At 67.4% G+C, this 15085-nt stretch carries 14 protein-coding genes; 10 read left to right on the top strand and 4 right to left on the bottom strand.

What is annotated here, in order from left to right; translation table 11 throughout:
• Nucleotides 1-7: 7 nt before the first annotated feature.
• Nucleotides 8-751, bottom strand: coding sequence for an alpha/beta fold hydrolase (locus ACI8U3_RS11660; RefSeq protein WP_415015046.1), 744 nt, complete (start codon nt 749-751; stop codon nt 8-10).
• A gap of 152 nt (nt 752-903) precedes the next feature.
• Between ACI8U3_RS11660 and infC the strand changes: the two genes are divergently transcribed.
• The 4 genes from infC to rplT all read left to right on the top strand — a co-directional run bounded on the left by infC (nt 904) and on the right by rplT (nt 4371).
• Nucleotides 904-1425 (top strand): translation initiation factor IF-3, encoded by a 522-nt coding sequence (gene infC / locus ACI8U3_RS11655; protein ID WP_415015045.1) that lies wholly within the window; start codon nt 904-906, stop codon nt 1423-1425.
• Between the two features lie 160 nt (nt 1426-1585).
• Nucleotides 1586-3538, top strand: a complete 1953-nt coding sequence (locus tag ACI8U3_RS11650; protein WP_415015044.1) for an alpha/beta hydrolase family protein — start codon at nt 1586-1588, stop codon at nt 3536-3538.
• A 170-nt stretch (nt 3539-3708) separates the two neighbouring features.
• Nucleotides 3709-3906, top strand: coding sequence for a 50S ribosomal protein L35 (gene rpmI, locus ACI8U3_RS11645; protein WP_021697750.1), 198 nt, complete (start codon nt 3709-3711; stop codon nt 3904-3906).
• 111 nt (nt 3907-4017) lie between these two features.
• Complete coding sequence (gene rplT, locus ACI8U3_RS11640) at nt 4018-4371, top strand: 50S ribosomal protein L20 (protein WP_021697751.1); 354 nt, start codon at nt 4018-4020, stop codon at nt 4369-4371.
• 57 nt (nt 4372-4428) lie between these two features.
• On the opposite strand, the gene ACI8U3_RS11635 is transcribed toward rplT, so the two are convergent.
• Nucleotides 4429-6027 carry an ATP-binding protein gene (locus ACI8U3_RS11635; protein WP_415015043.1) on the bottom strand — a complete coding sequence of 533 codons (1599 nt, stop codon included), beginning with the start codon at nt 6025-6027 and terminating at the stop codon, nt 4429-4431.
• A gap of 209 nt (nt 6028-6236) precedes the next feature.
• On the opposite strand from ACI8U3_RS11635, the gene pheS reads away from it, so the two are divergent.
• The 3 genes from pheS to pheT are packed head-to-tail and all read left to right on the top strand — an operon-like array spanning nt 6237 to nt 10168.
• A complete protein-coding gene (gene pheS / locus ACI8U3_RS11630) occupies nt 6237-7313 on the top strand; it encodes a phenylalanine--tRNA ligase subunit alpha (protein WP_415015042.1) in 1077 nt (358 codons plus the stop codon).
• A gap of 15 nt (nt 7314-7328) precedes the next feature.
• Nucleotides 7329-7754, top strand: a complete 426-nt coding sequence (locus ACI8U3_RS11625) for a hypothetical protein (RefSeq protein ID WP_415015041.1) — start codon at nt 7329-7331, stop codon at nt 7752-7754.
• Nucleotides 7751-10168 (top strand): phenylalanine--tRNA ligase subunit beta, encoded by a 2418-nt coding sequence (pheT, locus tag ACI8U3_RS11620; protein ID WP_415015040.1) that lies wholly within the window; start codon nt 7751-7753, stop codon nt 10166-10168. The genes ACI8U3_RS11625 and pheT overlap by 4 nt, the downstream gene beginning before the upstream one ends.
• A gap of 4 nt (nt 10169-10172) precedes the next feature.
• Here the strand turns inward: pheT and ACI8U3_RS11615 are convergent, their stop codons facing one another.
• Nucleotides 10173-10784, bottom strand: coding sequence for an SCO family protein (locus ACI8U3_RS11615; RefSeq protein WP_415015039.1), 612 nt, complete (start codon nt 10782-10784; stop codon nt 10173-10175).
• Between the two features lie 54 nt (nt 10785-10838).
• Between ACI8U3_RS11615 and ACI8U3_RS11610 the strand changes: the two genes are divergently transcribed.
• Complete coding sequence (locus ACI8U3_RS11610) at nt 10839-12215, top strand: ActS/PrrB/RegB family redox-sensitive histidine kinase (protein ID WP_415015038.1); 1377 nt, start codon at nt 10839-10841, stop codon at nt 12213-12215.
• 48 nt (nt 12216-12263) lie between these two features.
• Entirely contained in the window at nt 12264-12821 is a 558-nt protein-coding gene (locus ACI8U3_RS11605) for an ActR/PrrA/RegA family redox response regulator transcription factor (RefSeq protein WP_415015037.1), read from the top strand.
• 10 nt (nt 12822-12831) lie between these two features.
• Here the strand turns inward: ACI8U3_RS11605 and ACI8U3_RS11600 are convergent, their stop codons facing one another.
• Nucleotides 12832-13992: a DegT/DnrJ/EryC1/StrS family aminotransferase gene (locus ACI8U3_RS11600; RefSeq protein ID WP_415015036.1), complete on the bottom strand. Its 1161-nt coding sequence runs from the start codon at nt 13990-13992 to the stop codon at nt 12832-12834.
• A 270-nt stretch (nt 13993-14262) separates the two neighbouring features.
• Between ACI8U3_RS11600 and ACI8U3_RS11595 the strand changes: the two genes are divergently transcribed.
• The coding region (locus tag ACI8U3_RS11595) for an outer membrane protein (RefSeq protein ID WP_415015035.1) at nt 14263-15085 on the top strand (823 nt) is incomplete at its 3' end.

Here is a 15085-nt window from a genome sequence, read left to right as displayed (position 1 = left end):
GTGCTGGTCAGGCGCCGTCCCGCAACCGCGACACCGCATCGATCAGCCGCGTCAGATCAGCAGGCCTCGACAATCGGTGATCCCCGTCTGTGATCAGATCCAGCCGCACGTCGGGACCGTCGATCCGCTCCGCCAGCGCCAGGGCGTGCCGCCACGGCACCGGTTCGTCCTGCTTGCCCTGAAGAATGTGCACCGGCGCCGCAAGACGGATGGGGCCGTCCAGCAGCAGCCAGTTCCGCGCCTCCTCGAACATGGCGCGGGTCAGCACATACGGGCCCAGGCCCTCATCGGGCATCTCGGCCTCGCCGTCGCGCAGGATGGCCTGGCGAATGTGGTCCGGCAACGACGGCCACATCAGCCGCTCGGTGAAATCGGGCGCAGGCGCAACCAGAACCAGCCCCGCCAGCTTTTCGGGTCTGGCCAGCGCCGCCAGCAGCGCAACCCACCCGCCCATTGACGACCCCACCGGCAACACAGGCCCCTTGAGCGAGTCGATCATGGCGATGGCGTCCTCGCGCCAGCGCCCCACCGTCGCCGCCTTCCAGTCCCCGGACGAGGCGCCATGGGCGAAATGGTCGTAGCGCAGATAGGCCCAGCCCCGCTCGTGCGCCGCCTGTTCAAGGGCGATCGCCTTTGTCCCCTCCATATCCGACCGGAAACCGCCGACCCACAGGACCGTGGGCCCCGCCCCGTCGAGGCTGTGGAAGGCCATCTGTTCGCCGTCCGGTCGGCGAAGGGTGTCGTAGCGCATGAGGCCTCCGCGGGCTTTGAAAGGCTTGTCCCGCTTGATTGTGCGGGCCTTCGAGGTCATATATCCGGCGTGGAGGGAACGCGACCGCGCGGTCGCGCGCTCACCCATGCATCTGTTGACCACATAAGGAAACGACGCCCATTCGCCGTCCCATGCAAGCGCCGCCCGTGAAAGACGGGCCCCGTATGAACCATGACATCCGCGTTCCGCGGGTGCTGCTGATCGATCAGGATGGCGAGAAGCAGGGCGTCATGCCCACGTCCTCCGCCCTCGAGGCCGCCGAAGAGGTGGGGCTGGATCTGGTGGAGATCGTGCCGAACGCCGATCCGCCCGTCTGCAAGATCATGGACTACGGCAAATTCCGTTTCCAGGAACAGAAAAAGAAGGCCGAGGCCCGCAAGCGTCAGAAGGTTGTGGAGCTCAAGGAAATCAAGCTGCGGCCCAATATCGACACCCACGACTATGAGGTGAAGGCCAAGGCCATGCACCGGTTCTTCGGCGAGGGCGACAAGGTCAAGGTGACCCTGCGCTTCCGCGGTCGCGAGATGGCGCACCCCGAACTGGGCATGAAGCTGCTGCAAAAGGTGCAGGAGGACTTCGACGATATCGCCAAGGTGGAATACGCCCCGCGCATGGAAGGCCGCCAGATGATCATGATCCTGGCGCCCCGCTGACACGGCGAAGCAAGACTTCAGACGCCCCGGCTCGCGCCGGGGCGTTTTTGCGTCGGGTTCATCGCCGGTTCGCCTGAACGCCGCGTTCCCGCACGCGTCTGCGGATTGATTCCCCCTCCGGCACGATGCCTATTGTCCTTTCAAGAGGACGGGGGTTTTCGTGAAAAAGTTGTACGCCTTGGTCGCGGCGCTGGCCGTCACTTTCCTTGGACACGTTGGTCTGGCCGCCGCCCAGGACACCGGGACGGCCCCGCTGGAGGTCTTCGGCCGGATGCCGGCCATGGAGTCGGTCCAGCTTTCACCGGACGGCTCCCGCCTCGCCCATATCGCCGTGGTCGGCGAGGAGCGCAGCCTGCTGATCCATGAGCTTGACGGCATGGCCGTGATCGGCGGCGTGCGGGCCGGCGACACCAAGGTGAGAGGCCTGGACTGGATCGGCTCGGACCGCGTTCTTCTGACGACGACCGCCACCCAGTCGGGCGCCGCCCTGGGCATCCGGCGCCAGGAGCTGGCTGACGCCCAGATCTATCACATCCCCACGCGGGAGGTGCGCAACCTTCTGACGGGGCTGGACGGCGGGTTCTTCACCAAGCTGACCGGCTCCACGATCATTCGCGGGACGGGGGATGATGCGGCTGTCTATACGAGGGTCGTTCCGCTCAGGCCCCCGGCGCGGGCCTATCTCTACCGGATCGATCCCGAGACCGGCCGGGGCCAGCAGGTCGAAGACGGCGAACCGGACACGGGAGGCTACGTCCTCAACGCCGCCGGCGAGGCGGTGGCGCGCACCCGCTACGAGGTCCGCTCGTCCACCTGGAGCCTGCAGGCCAAACGCGGCGGCTTCTGGCGAACCGTGTGGGAAACGACCGCGCCGATCGACACGCCGTCTCTGGCGGGCCTCGGCCGCACCGAACAGACCGTGGTCATCTACGCCGCCCCCGAAGACGGTGAGGCTGGTCTTTATGAGGTCGATCTGGAATCCGGTTCCTGGACGAGCCTTCCGTTCGCTTTCGACCCGGATTTCACCGTCAGCCATCCGACGTCCGGACTGCTCGCCGGAGCAGGCGTCATCACCGATGAAGGGCAGGATTACGAATTCCTCGACGCACGCATGGCCGTAATCTGGCGGGCGATCGACAACGCCTATCCGGGACTGGTCGTGACGCTGAGGTCCTGGTCCGATGACCTGTCCCGGATCGTGATTTTCACCAACGGGTCGGGCGATTCCGGAACCTACCATCTGATTGATCTTGAGGCGGGCTCCGCCCAGGTGATCGGCTACGCCTATCCCGACCTCAACGCCGACCTCGTCGGCGCTGTGCGGGTCGTCCGGTACGAAGCCTCGGACGGCATGGAAATTCCCGGCTACCTGACCCTGCCGCCAGGCGTCACCGAGCCGCGCGGCCTGCCTCTGGTGGTGCTGCCGCACGGCGGCCCGGCGGCGCGGGACGTGATGGGTTTCGACTGGTGGGCGCAGGGACTGGCGTCGCGCGGCTATGCGGTGCTCCAGCCGAATTTCCGCGGTTCCGCCGGACTGGGGGACGACCATCTGGAGGCCGGCTATGGCGAGTGGGGCCTGCGAATGCAGACGGACCTGTCTGACGGCGTGCGCCACCTGGCCGCGGAGGGAATCATCGATCCGCAGCGCGTGTGCATCGTGGGCGCAAGCTACGGCGGGTACGCCGCCCTTGCAGGGCCCACGCTGGATCCTGGCGTCTATCGCTGCGCCGTGTCCGTGGCGGGCGTCTCTGATCTGCGGACCATGGTCCAGTGGTCCGCGTCCCAGGCCGGCCGTCGGGACAGCCCGGTCGTACGATACTGGAACCGCTTCATGGGCGCTGAACGGCTCGGCGATCGTTCGCTGGATGACCGCTCTCCGGCATTCAGGGCGGCGGAGGCCGACGCGCCCATTCTGCTGCTGCACGGCTGGGATGACACGGTCGTGCCCTATGACCAGAGCCGCATCATGGCCGAAGCGCTGGAGCAGGCCGGGCGGCCCTATGAACTGATCCGCCTGGATGGAGAGGATCACTGGCTGTCGCGGGCGGAGACCCGGCAGCGCATGCTCAACGAGACGGTGCGTTTTCTGGAGACGCACAACCCGGCGCGTTGAAGCCGGGGCATCCCGCCCTTGCCATCGCGGGCGCCATAACGTATGAGCCGCGCCTTCGCGTATCGAGCCGCCGGGCGAACAGGCATGCCTGGGCGGTTCTTAAACAGCGCTCCGTCTCGCGGGCTCAAGTAGCCCAAAGGGCGGTAGCCCACTAAATAAAGAGAGTGAAAATGCCGAAACTGAAGACGAAGTCGGGCGCCAAGAAGCGCTTCAAACTGACGGCGACTGGAAAGGTCAAGGCCGGCGTGGCGGGCAAGCGTCACCGCCTGATCAGCCACAATTCCAAGTACATCCGCCAGAACCGCGGCACCAAGGTCATGGCCGACGCGGACGCCAAGAAGATCAAGTCCTACATGCCCTACGCCTGATCGGCGTCGGCACGAACCTCGATCTCCAACAGCATCAGTTTGAAAACATGTCCCTCAAGCAGCGAGGCCCCGCGGGCCGAGCGGTAGGGACATCCCGAAGGGAATAGAAATATGGCTCGCGTCAAAAGGGGCGTAACGTCCCACGCCAAGCACAAGAAGGTTCTGAAGCAGGCCAAGGGCTTCTACGGCCGCCGCAAGAACACCATCCGCACGGCCAAGGCCGCCGTGGACCGCGCCGGGCAGTACGCCTACCGCGACCGCCGCACCAAGAAGCGTTCGTTCCGCGCCCTATGGATCCAGCGCATCAACGCCGCGGCTCGCGCCGAGGGCTTCACCTACAGCCAGTTCATGCACGGCCTGGGCAAGGCGGGCATCGAGCTGGACCGCAAGGTTCTGGCCGCCATCGCCGCTGATGAGGCCGGTTTCAAGGCCGTCGCTGAGAAGGTTCGCGCCGCTCTGGCGTAATCTTCGCGCGCATAGCGTTGAAAGAGCCCCTCGGCCCTGCCGGGGGGCTCTTTTCGTTCAGGCCGCCGCCCGCATCCGGTCGCCCACCGCACGGCGTATGGCGTTCAGCAGCACGTCGGGTTCGATGGGCTTCTGGACGACGCCGTCCATGCCGGCGGCCAGATAGGCGGCGGCGTCGCGCTCATCCGCATTGGCGGTCAGGGCCAAGATGGGCAGACTTGCCCGCTCGTCGCCCAGGGCCCGGATGGCGCGGGTCGCAGCGACACCGTCCATGACCGGCATCTTGATGTCCATCAGGATCAGATCGTGGGCGCCGTTCCGCGCGGCCTCTAGCGCCTCGGCGCCATTCTGAACCGCGTCGTGGGTGCAGCCGAACATCTCCAGCAGCTTGCCCGCCAGGAAGCGGTTGGCGGGGTGGTCGTCCGCCACCAGGACGTGCAGGGTCTCGTGCGGCGTCGGCTCGACCAAAGCCCGCCTGGCGGCGCGGGCCTCCGGAGTCGCCGGCTTGAGCGTGAGATCGAACCGGAACCGCGCGCCGCCCAGAGGCGAGGTGTCCGCCAAGATGGAGCCGCCCATGCGCTCCACGATCTGTCGGCATATGGCCAGGCCCAGTCCGGCCCCTGCGCCCTGCCGGTTCGCGTCACCGGTGTTGAAGGGCTGGAAAACGGTCTCCAGCCTGTTCGGCGGCACGCCGGGCCCGCTGTCGTCGATGCAGGCCGCGAGACGGACAAGCCCACCGTCCCGCCGGGCCTCGATCCGGGCCTCTACGCGGCCTTCTGGCGTGAATTTGATGGCGTTGCCGATCAGGTTGTTCAGCAGCTGCTTCAGCCGCGTCTCATCCGCCTCGACCCAGTCCTCGCCCGCGATGTCTGTGGTGATGGCCAGAGTCAGGCCTTTCTCCTCCGCGCGGGCGCGCCACAAAGCCTGCAGATCGTCGGCCAGGTCTGACAGTTTCATGGGGGCTGGCTCGAGGCTCAGCATGCCCGCCTCGGCCCGCGACATGTCGAGGGCGTCCGTCAGCAGGCGCAGAAGGTTTGCGCCCGAATCCAGGATGGTGCGCACGTGGGGACGCAAGGATTCCTGCTCCAGTTGGCGCTCCATCAGGGCGGCGACGCCCAGCACGCCGTTCAGGGGCGTACGGATTTCGTGGCTCATGACCGCCAGAAATTCGGACTTGGCGCGACTGGAGGCCCGGGCCTCAGCCTCGGCCTTGGCCAGATCGCGGGCGAGGGCGGCCATTTCGTCGGCGCGGCGGCGGGCCAGGGTTCCGGCGGCCTGAAGCACCTGAACGCCTGAGCCGACGCCCAGATAGCGCCCGCCTTCGGTGACGATGAAGCCGCCCAGCAAGCCGCTGAGCCCTGCGGCGTCCACCGTGCGAAACAGCTCTTCCGCCTCCGTGTCCCCTTGAAGGATCAGGGGAGCGGCATCCATCAACACCGAAATGGGTCGCCGGGCGTAGAGGGCGCGGCCGAACTCGGCAGCCATCTTCAAGGTGAAGGCGTTGCGCTCGACCAGTCCGACGGGCCGCAGGTCGGCGTCCACCACCGCTATAGCCAGGGTGTTCGGCTCGTCCTGGAACCGGTCAAATACGGCCGAGCCGCTGACGTCCGGCGCCACGGGCGCGGCGCTCACCACGAAATCCTTGATCCGGGCCATGCCCCAACTCCTACTGACGAGAAGGGCTTAGGTGGCTAGCGATTAATGACAGCTTTGCCGTTTTAGAAGATTTTGCAACATCTTCATGGAGTTATGTCAGCAGACGGAGCGTTCCGTCAGCCGGATCTGATCTTGGCGCACTGAAATGCCACAAGGGCTGGTGAGGTGGGGTTTCCGCCCGCGTTCTCAACGGCTAGACGGTCGCAGTCATGACCGACCTGAACCAACTGGAACTGGACCTGATCAACGCCATCGGCGCCGCCGAGAGCGTGACGGGTCTCGAGGACATCCGTGTCGCCGCCCTGGGCAAGTCCGGCTCCATCTCGGGCCTGCTGAAGGGTATGGGCGCCTTGAGCCCTGACGAGCGTCGCGAGCAGGGCCCGAAGATCAACGGTCTGCGCGACCGGGTCAGCGCCGCCCTGGCCGCCCGCAAGGCCGAGCTGGAAGCCGCGGAGCTGGACGCTCGCCTGCTGGCCGAGAGGATCGACCTGACCCTGCCCGCCCGGCCGCGCCGCAAGGGCGGGGTGCACCCCACCATGCAGGCCATGGACGAGATCATCGCGGTCTTCGCCGAGATGGGGTTCGCGGTGGCCGAAGGCCCGGACATCGAGGACGATTTCCACAACTTCACCGCCCTGAACTTTCCGCCCAAGCATCCGGCGCGGGAACTGCACGACACATTCTTCCTGAAAGCCGATCCCGAAACCGGCGAGCGCAAGGTGCTGCGCACCCACACAAGCCCGGTGCAGGTGCGCACCATGATGAGCGAAAAGCCGCCCATCCGCATCATCGCCCCGGGCCGCACCTTCCGGAAGGATTCCGACGCCACCCACACGCCCATGTTCCATCAGGTGGAGGGTCTGGTGATCGACCGCGCCATTCACATGGGGCACCTGAAGTGGACGCTGGAGACCTTCGTGGCGCGGTATTTCGAGCTGTCCGGCGTTCACGCCCGGTTCCGCCCGCACCACTTCCCCTTCACCGAGCCGTCGGCCGAGATGGATATCCGTTGCGACCGGTCTGGCGGAACGCTGAAGCTGAACGAGGGCGACGACTGGATGGAGATCCTGGGCTGCGGCATGGTGCATCCCAACGTCCTGCGGAATTGCGGCCTCGATCCCGACGAATGGCAGGGCTTCGCCTTCGGCATGGGCGTCGATCGCCTGGCCATGCTGAAATACGGCATCACCGACCTGCGGCCCATGTTCGAGGCCGACACGCGCTGGCTCGCCCACTACGGCTTCTCGCCCTTCGTCGCGCCGAATCCCGCTTCGGGCCTCAGCTGAGTTACTGGACACGATATGACCGACAAGACTGACACTGCGACCATCAGCGCGGAAGAAGCGGCGGGACGCGCTCTTGTCGCGCGCACGACCTTTGAACGGGAAGCCGTATGGCTGCCCATGCTGGCGGTTCAGCACCTCAACGCCGGCGAGAGGGTCATCGACGGCAAGACCTTCACGGACTGCCTCATCGAAGGACCGGCGGTGATGGTGGTCATGGCGGGCACCCATTTCGACGGCTGCAACATGGGTGTGGCCGGAAATCCGCGCACCCTGCTGCTGAAACCGCTGGGCGATTCCGTCGCCGGCGTGGTCGGCATGTCCAATTGCCAATTTGTTCGATGCAAGTTCGCGCACATCGGCTTCACCGGCGCTCCGGAATTCCTGGAAGACATGGAACGGACGCTGATCAGCGCGCGGGCCGGTGATGGAGCCAAGGCGTGAAGTTCACCCTGTCCTGGCTGAAGGAGCATCTGGAAACCGACGCCGGTGTGGCCGCCGTCGCTGACGCCATGACCATGGCCGGGCTGGAGGTGGAGGAGGTGCTGGACTCCGCCGCCGCCCTGGCGCCGTTCAGCGTGGCCCGCATCATGTCGGCCGAGCGCCATCCCAACGCCGACCGGCTGCAGGTCTGTCAGGTCGAGACCGTGGACGGCATGAAGGAAATCGTCTGCGGCGCGCCCAATGCGCGGGCGGGGCTGGTCACCATCTATGCGCCCATCGGCGCCTATGTGCCGGGCCTCGACGTGACGCTGGTTGAGAAGCCGGTGCGCGGCGTGGTTTCCAATGGCATGCTGTGTTCCGCCGCCGAGCTGGAGCAGGCGGGCGACAGCGACGGCATTCTGGACCTGCCCGAAACCTGGGCCGTCGGAACGCCGGCGGCAGAGGTCTTCGCCGCCGAACCAGTGATCGATTTCGAGGTGACGCCGAACCGGCCTGACTGGCTGGGCGTGTCCGGCATCGCGCGCGATCTGGCCGCCACGGGCCTGGGCCGCTTCATCGACCGCACGCCCGAGCCGGTGAAGGGCGCCTTCCCGTGCCCCGTCGCCATTCGCATCGAGGCGCCGGAGCTGTGTCCCATCTTCGCCGGGCGTGTGATCCGGGGCGTGAAGAACGGCCCGTCGCCTCGGTGGCTGCGGGATCGGCTCAAGGCCATCGGCCTGCGCCCCATCAACGCCCTGGTGGATGTCACCAACCTGCTCTCCTACGACCGGGCGCGGCCGCTGCACGTCTATGACGTGGCCAAGCTGTCGGGCGATGTGATCGTGGCCCGCCATGGTCAGGCGGCAAGCGGCTCAGGCGAGCCCGAGCATCTGATCGCCCTGGACGGCAAGACCTATGCTGCCCAACCCGGCATGTGCGTCATCGCCGACGCGGACGGCGAGCGTCCCATTGGCCTGGGCGGCGTCATGGGCGGGGAATCCACCGGCTGTGACGAGGCCACCACCGACGTCTTCATCGAAAGCGCCTGGTTCGACCCGCTGGCCACGGCCCAGACGGGCCGTTTGCTGACCATCAGTTCGGACGCACAGTACCGGTTCGCGCGGGGCGTGGACCCGGCCTTTGTGGTTCCCGGTCTGGAGCTGGCTACGGCCCTGATCCTGGACATGTGCGGCGGCGAGGCGTCGGACGTCACCGTGGCAGGCGAGGCGCCCGCCGGCCCCGCCGCCTTTGATTTCGATCCGGAGCAGGTGTGCCGCCTGTCGGGCCTGGCCATCGGCCGCGAGGGCGTAGTGGAGGTGCTGTGCCGTCTGGGCTTCGAGGTTGAGGGCCACGGCGTCACCGTGCGCGTGACTCCGCCGTCCTGGCGCCGCGATGTGGAAGGCCCGGCCGATCTGGTGGAGGAAGTGGCCCGCATTGTCGGCTATGACCAGTTGCCGACAACCCCTCTGCCCGAGGTCGCCCGCGCCGCGTCCGGCGTGCTGGACCCGCGCCAGAAGCGGGTGCGGATCGCCCGCCGCGCCCTGGCCGCCATGGGCTATGCGGAGGCCCTGACCTGGTCCTTCACGCGCCGGGACAAGGCCGCCCTGTTCGGCGGCGGTGACGAGCGTCTGGTGCTGGAGAACCCCATCGCCTCGGATCTGGACTGCATGCGGCCCGCGATCCTGCCGAACCTGATCGAGGCGGCGGCGCGCAACGCCGCGCGCGGCCATCCAGATGTGGCCCTGTTCGAGATCGGGCCCATCTATCTGGGCGACGGCCCGGACGACCAGCGCACGGTGATCGCCGGCCTGATCGCGCCGCACGGCTCCCGCCATTGGTCGGGTGCGGGCGAGGACGCCCTGCTCGCGTTGAAGGCCGATCTGCTGGCCTTGCTGGACGAACTGGGCGCGCCGGTCGCGTCGATGCAACTGGCCCAGGGTCAGAACCCCGAGTGGTGGCACCCGGGCCGCTCGGCCCGGCTGCAGTTGGGCCCCAAGACCGTGATCGCCCACTTCGGCGCCCTGCATCCGCGCGTGCTCAAGGCGCTGGACGCGGACGGTCCGATGCTGGGCTTCGAAATCGTGCTGGAATCCGTGCCCGAGCCGCGCGCCGCGAAGACGGCGGGCAAGTCGCGCGGCCCCGCGGACCTGCCGACCCTGATGCCGCTGACCCGTGACTTCGCCTTCGTGGTGGATGAGGCGGTGGCGGCGGGCGACCTGACCCGTGCCGTGGCCGGCGCCGACAAGGCCCTGATCCAGGACGTGCGCGTGTTCGACGTCTATCGCGGCCAGGGCGCGGGCGAAGGACGCAAGTCCGTGGCCATCGAAGTGGTCATCCAGCCCCGCGAAACGACCCTGACCGACAAGGACATCGACGCCCTGTCGGCCAAGGTGGTGGCCGCCGCCGGAAAGACCGGGGCGACCCTGCGGGCTTGACGGCTCAGCCCCGCTCCATGGCGTTCAGGATGACCTGAGCGGCGTCGTCCGGCGCCAGGTCGTGGGTCAGGGCGCTGCGGAACTGTCCGTCCGGCCCCATCAGATAGACGGTCAGGGTGTGGTTCATGGTGTAGCCGGGACCGTCGCCCACCTTCTCGAAGAAGGCGCGATAGGCGCGGGCCGCCTGGGCCACCTGTTCCGGCGTTCCGGTCAGGCCCGTCACGCCCTCGGGAAAGCTGCTGGTCTGCAGATAATCGCCCAGGAACTCCGGCGTGTCCCGCTCCGGGTCCACCGAGATGAAGACGATCTCCAGATCCTCGCCCCGCTCGCCCATGGCGGCCCGGGTCGCCTTCAGCGACTGCAGCGTGGTGGGGCAATAGTCCGGGCAATGGGTGAAGCCGAAGAAGACGGCGGTCCACTGACCCTCAAGGATGGACTCGTCCACCGGCTGGCCGGTCTGGTCCACCAGTTCGAACGGTCCGCCCACTTCCGCCGTGCCGGTGGACACGGCCTCTGACTGCTGACGACCATTCACCACGACGACCGTGACCACGGCCAAGGCGGCGGCGATGGCGATGCAGGCGCCGGCGAACAGAAGGATGGACTTGCGCGGCATTATGCGTGGGCTCCCTGACGAGACGAAGGCGTCGCCCCGGTCTATAGAGGGCGCGTGAGCCAGCCCCAAGCCGACCCGTCGCCGCAGTCTGAACCGCCGGACGCCGCCGCCCTGCCGCGGCTGGTGCGCGGACTGGAGCTGCGCACCCTGATCATCCTGCGCTGGCTGGCCGTGGCCGGTCAGACGGTGGCGGTCCTCACCGCGTCCCTGGTGCTGGATCTGGGCCTGCCCATCGGCGCCTGTCTGGTGGTCATCCTGGCCAGCGCGCTGATGAACATGACCGCCATGGCGCGGCTCCAGACCATCGAGGGCCGCCGCTCCGCCGGGCGCGAGACCACCGCCCAGCTGGGCTTCGACATTGTCCAGCTGGCCGTGTTGCTGGGTCTGACGGGCGGGCTGGAGAATCCGTTCTGCCTGCTGCTGGTGGCCCCGGTGACCGTGGCCGCCGCCGCCCTGCCGTCGCGCAAGGCCATGATGCTGGGCGGCCTCGCCCTGATCTGCACGGGCGCTTTGTTTCTATGGTCTCTACCGCTGCCGTGGAGCGAGGGAACGACCCTGAGCCTGCCGCCGCTCTACAAGGTGGGCATGGGGCTGGCCGTCGGGGTGGGCGTGCTGTTCACCGCCGGATACGCCTGGCGGGTGGCGGAGGACGCGGATCGTCTGGCCCTGGCCCTGGCCGCCACCCAGCAGGTTCTGGAGCGCGAGCAACGGTTGGCGGCTCTGGGCGGGCTGGCCGCGGCCGCCGCCCATGAACTGGGCACGCCGCTGGCCACCATCCAGGTGGTGGCCAAGGAGATGCTGCGCGCCGCCAATCGCAAGAGCGGCGACCCCGCCATCGCCGAAGACGCGCGGTTGCTGATCCAGCAGGCCGACCGCTGCCGCGAAATCCTGAAGCGCCTGTCCCAGCGGCCGGAGGACGGCGACGCCATCTACGCCGAGGTGGGCCTCAAGGCTCTGCTCGAGGAAGTGGTCCAGCCGCACAGGGGCATCGATCTGGACATGGACTGCCATATCGAAGGGGTGGAGGAAGCCGACGCGCCCCACGTGCGCCGTCTGCCGGAGATCGTCCACGGTCTGTCAGCCATTGTGGAGAACGCCGCCGATTTCGCCGCCGAGCGGGTGGCGGTGGTCGCCCGTGTGGACGCCCGATACGTCGAGGTGACAGTTTCCGACGACGGCCCCGGCTTCGCGCCTGACATCCTGGCCCGCCTGGGCGAACCCTATGTGACCAGCCGGCCCCTGGGACGATCGCGCAAGGGCAAGCAGGCGCTTGGGGCGGGTGTGGGCGGCGGCATGGGGCTGGGCTTCTTCATCGCCCGTACGCTGCTGGAAAGAACCGGCGCAAGGGTCTCGGCGGGGACGGGCGAAACCGGCGGCGCGCGGGTCACGGTGCGCTGGCCGCGTTCGGCGCTGGAAGTGGATCCGACTTGACCTTGGCCGTATCGCATCCGACTTGAAGACTCAGGAGTATTTGAAACCATGGCCAGTCTGGAAGACCGCATCGCCGCCCTCGAGGACAAGTCCCTGCTGTTGCTGGACGACGATCAGGCGCTGAGAACGCGTCTGGGCCGGGCGCTGGAATCGCGCGGCTTTCAAGTGACGACCGTCAGTTCAATCGCCGAGGCGCAGGAGGCCCTGCGCGCCGGCCTTCCCGCCTTCGCCGTGCTGGACATGCGGCTGGAGGACGGCAACGGCCTGAAGATCGTCGAGGCCATTCGCGCTCGCCGGGACGACGCCCGCATGGTCATGCTGACAGGCTACGGCGCCATCGCCACCGCCGTGGCGGCGGTCAAGGCCGGCGCCGTGGACTATCTGTCAAAGCCCGCCGACGCCGACGACGTGGTCAAGGCCCTGATGAGCGAGGAGGGCGACGCCCCCGAGCCGCCCGACAATCCCATGTCCGCAGACCGGGTGCGCTGGGAGCATATCCAGCGCGTCTACGAGCTGTGCGACCACAATGTCTCGGAAACCGCGCGACGCCTGGGCATGCACCGCCGGACGCTGCAGCGGATTCTCGCCAAGCGCGCGCCGCGATAGATCGCGCGTCTCAGCGGCCGAAGCTCGCAACCGCCTGAACGATACGATCCTGCGTGTCTTCCTCCAGCCAGGCATGCATGGGCAGGCTGAGGACACGCTCGGCCTTGGCCTCCGTCACCGGCAATCCGCCCGGTCCCACCGGGTGTCCCCCATAGGCCGGCTGGCGATGCATGGGGATGGGATAATAGACCGCCGTGGGCACGCCCTGTGTTTTCAGGTGCGCGGCCAGCCCGTCACGATCCTCATGCTCGATGGTGTACTGCGCCCAGACAGAGACTCCTCCGTCGATCACGCGCGGGACTGCGCTGACGTAAGGCTCCAGCAGGCGATTATAGCGCTCGGCGATCCGGTTCCTGCGCTCGATCTCGTCGGCGAAGATGGCCAGCTTCTCGATCAGGATCGCGGCCTGGATCGTGTCCAGGCGCGAGTTCATGCCCACCCGCATGTTCAGATATTTGGGGTCGTGTTCGAAGGATCGGCCCTCGAGATCCCTGGCCACGGCCTTTCCGTGAACACGCAGCGAGTCCAGCAACTGCGCCAGATCGTCGTCATTGGTCAGCACCGCGCCGCCGTCGCCGTAACAGCCCAGCGGCTTGGCGGGAAAGAAGCTGGTGGTGGCCACGTCGGCCCAAGAAACGGGATGCTTGCCCTCAAGAGTGCAGCCGAACCCCTGGGCCGTGTCGGCGATCAGTTTCAGACCGTGTTTGCGAGCGATCGCGGCGATGCGAGGATAGTCAGCCGGCTGACCAAACAGATCCACGGCGATCACCACCTTGGGCGTCAGCCTGCCCTCGGCCTTCACGGCCTCGATCGCGGCCTCAAGGTGATCCGGCGACATATTGTAGGTTGCAGGGTCGATATCCACGAACACAGCGGTGGCGTCGAACCAGGGAATGATCTCGGCGGTGGCCGCGAAGGTGAACGAGGGGCAGAAGACGGCGTCCCCTTCGCCGACGCCCCACGCCATCAGCGGCAGGGCCAGGGCGTCCGTGCCGTTGGCGCAGGAAATGGCGTGTCGCGCCTCGCCAAAATCCGCCATCTGCTGTTCAAAGGCGCGCACTTCCGGGCCCATGACATAGGCGCCGCCGTCAATGACCTTGCGCACGGCCTCGTCGATCCGCTCGGCGATCCGCGCCCGCTGGGCCTGAAGGTCGATAAAGGCGATGCTCATGGAAACGTCCTGTCGTCCCGGGAAGTCGGCCTTGTCATAAGGCTGTCGATTCGCGATCGTAAAGTCGCGCAGCGGTCACCATTGGTGTCGGTTCTTAACGATCAAGGGGCGTTTTCGGCTCCTCCGCAACCTGCTGTCGCATAACGGCCACGGTTTCGCCCTTGCCGACCCGAACCTGCGTTCGGCGCTATCGACCTGCTGAAACAAGGCTGTTATGAGGATTGCGGGGCGGCAGGACCGCCGAGGAAACTGCGGAGAGGGCTAGCACCCATGCGCTTCAAGAATTTCGTGATGGCGACGGGCGCCGCTGCTGCGCTCGCATTTGCGGCGACCAGCGCGTCGGCCGAGCCGGATGGCTGGTACATCGCCGGCGACATCGGCGGTCATTTTCTGGAAAATGACATCAACACCCGTTCCGACGCCGGCCCGGCGTGGAACTGGGAAGTCAACGAGGATTGGGCCGCCTTTGCGCGTCTCGGCTATCGTCTGAACCCGAACTGGCGCGTCGAGATGGAACTGGGCTATCGCCCGGGTGACATCGGCCGCGTCCGTCGGCCCAACGATGCGGTTCCGTCGGGCCTCTGCAACTTCCAGCCCGCGACCGGCCCCTGCTTCTCGCCCGAGGGCGACATCAACTCGCGGACCCTGTTCCTCAACGCCATCTACGACTTCGGCGACACCAGCTGGCGGGCTCGCCCGTTCCTGGGCGCGGGCGTCGGCGCCAACTGGGTTGAAGCCGAAGCTGTCGGCGCGCTGCGCGGCGATCGCACGGCCGCTCTCTCGGTGAGCGACGACACTGTCGAAATGGCGTTCCAGGCTCTGGCCGGCGTGGCGTGGGCTCTGGGTGAGCGCACCAATGTCGACCTGACCTATCGTTACCTGACCGGCGAAACCAGCTGGGACAGCACGACGGTCGGCGCCCCGGCGCTGGGTTCGTTCGAAGGCGACTATGACTTCAGCCACACCCTGACCGTGGGTCTGCGCTATGCGTTCGGTCCGGTCGCGGCTCCCCCGCCGCCTCCGCCCCCGCCGCCGCCGCCTCCCCCGCCGCCGCCTCCCCCGCCGCCTCCGCCCCCGCCGCCTCCGCCGGCGC

The organism is Brevundimonas sp. (assembly GCF_047617075.1).
Lineage (GTDB): Bacteria > Pseudomonadota > Alphaproteobacteria > Caulobacterales > Caulobacteraceae > Brevundimonas.
This window is presented reverse-complemented; position numbering and strand designations above follow the sequence as displayed.

Excerpts from the sequence above, each read along its gene's own strand:
- ACI8U3_RS11660 (WP_415015046.1), bottom strand. The coding sequence starts at position 751 with ATGCGCTACGACACCCTTCGCCGACCGGACGGCGAACAGATGGCCTTC.
- infC (WP_415015045.1), top strand. The coding sequence starts at position 904 with ATGCAAGCGCCGCCCGTGAAAGACGGGCCCCGTATGAACCATGACATC.
- rpmI (WP_021697750.1), top strand. The coding sequence starts at position 3,709 with ATGCCGAAACTGAAGACGAAGTCGGGCGCCAAGAAGCGCTTCAAACTG.
- rplT (WP_021697751.1), top strand. The coding sequence starts at position 4,018 with ATGGCTCGCGTCAAAAGGGGCGTAACGTCCCACGCCAAGCACAAGAAG.
- ACI8U3_RS11635 (WP_415015043.1), bottom strand. The coding sequence starts at position 6,027 with ATGGCCCGGATCAAGGATTTCGTGGTGAGCGCCGCGCCCGTGGCGCCG.
- pheS (WP_415015042.1), top strand. The coding sequence starts at position 6,237 with ATGACCGACCTGAACCAACTGGAACTGGACCTGATCAACGCCATCGGC.
- ACI8U3_RS11625 (WP_415015041.1), top strand. The coding sequence starts at position 7,329 with ATGACCGACAAGACTGACACTGCGACCATCAGCGCGGAAGAAGCGGCG.
- ACI8U3_RS11615 (WP_415015039.1), bottom strand. The coding sequence starts at position 10,784 with ATGCCGCGCAAGTCCATCCTTCTGTTCGCCGGCGCCTGCATCGCCATC.
- ACI8U3_RS11605 (WP_415015037.1), top strand. The coding sequence starts at position 12,264 with ATGGCCAGTCTGGAAGACCGCATCGCCGCCCTCGAGGACAAGTCCCTG.
- ACI8U3_RS11600 (WP_415015036.1), bottom strand. The coding sequence starts at position 13,992 with ATGAGCATCGCCTTTATCGACCTTCAGGCCCAGCGGGCGCGGATCGCC.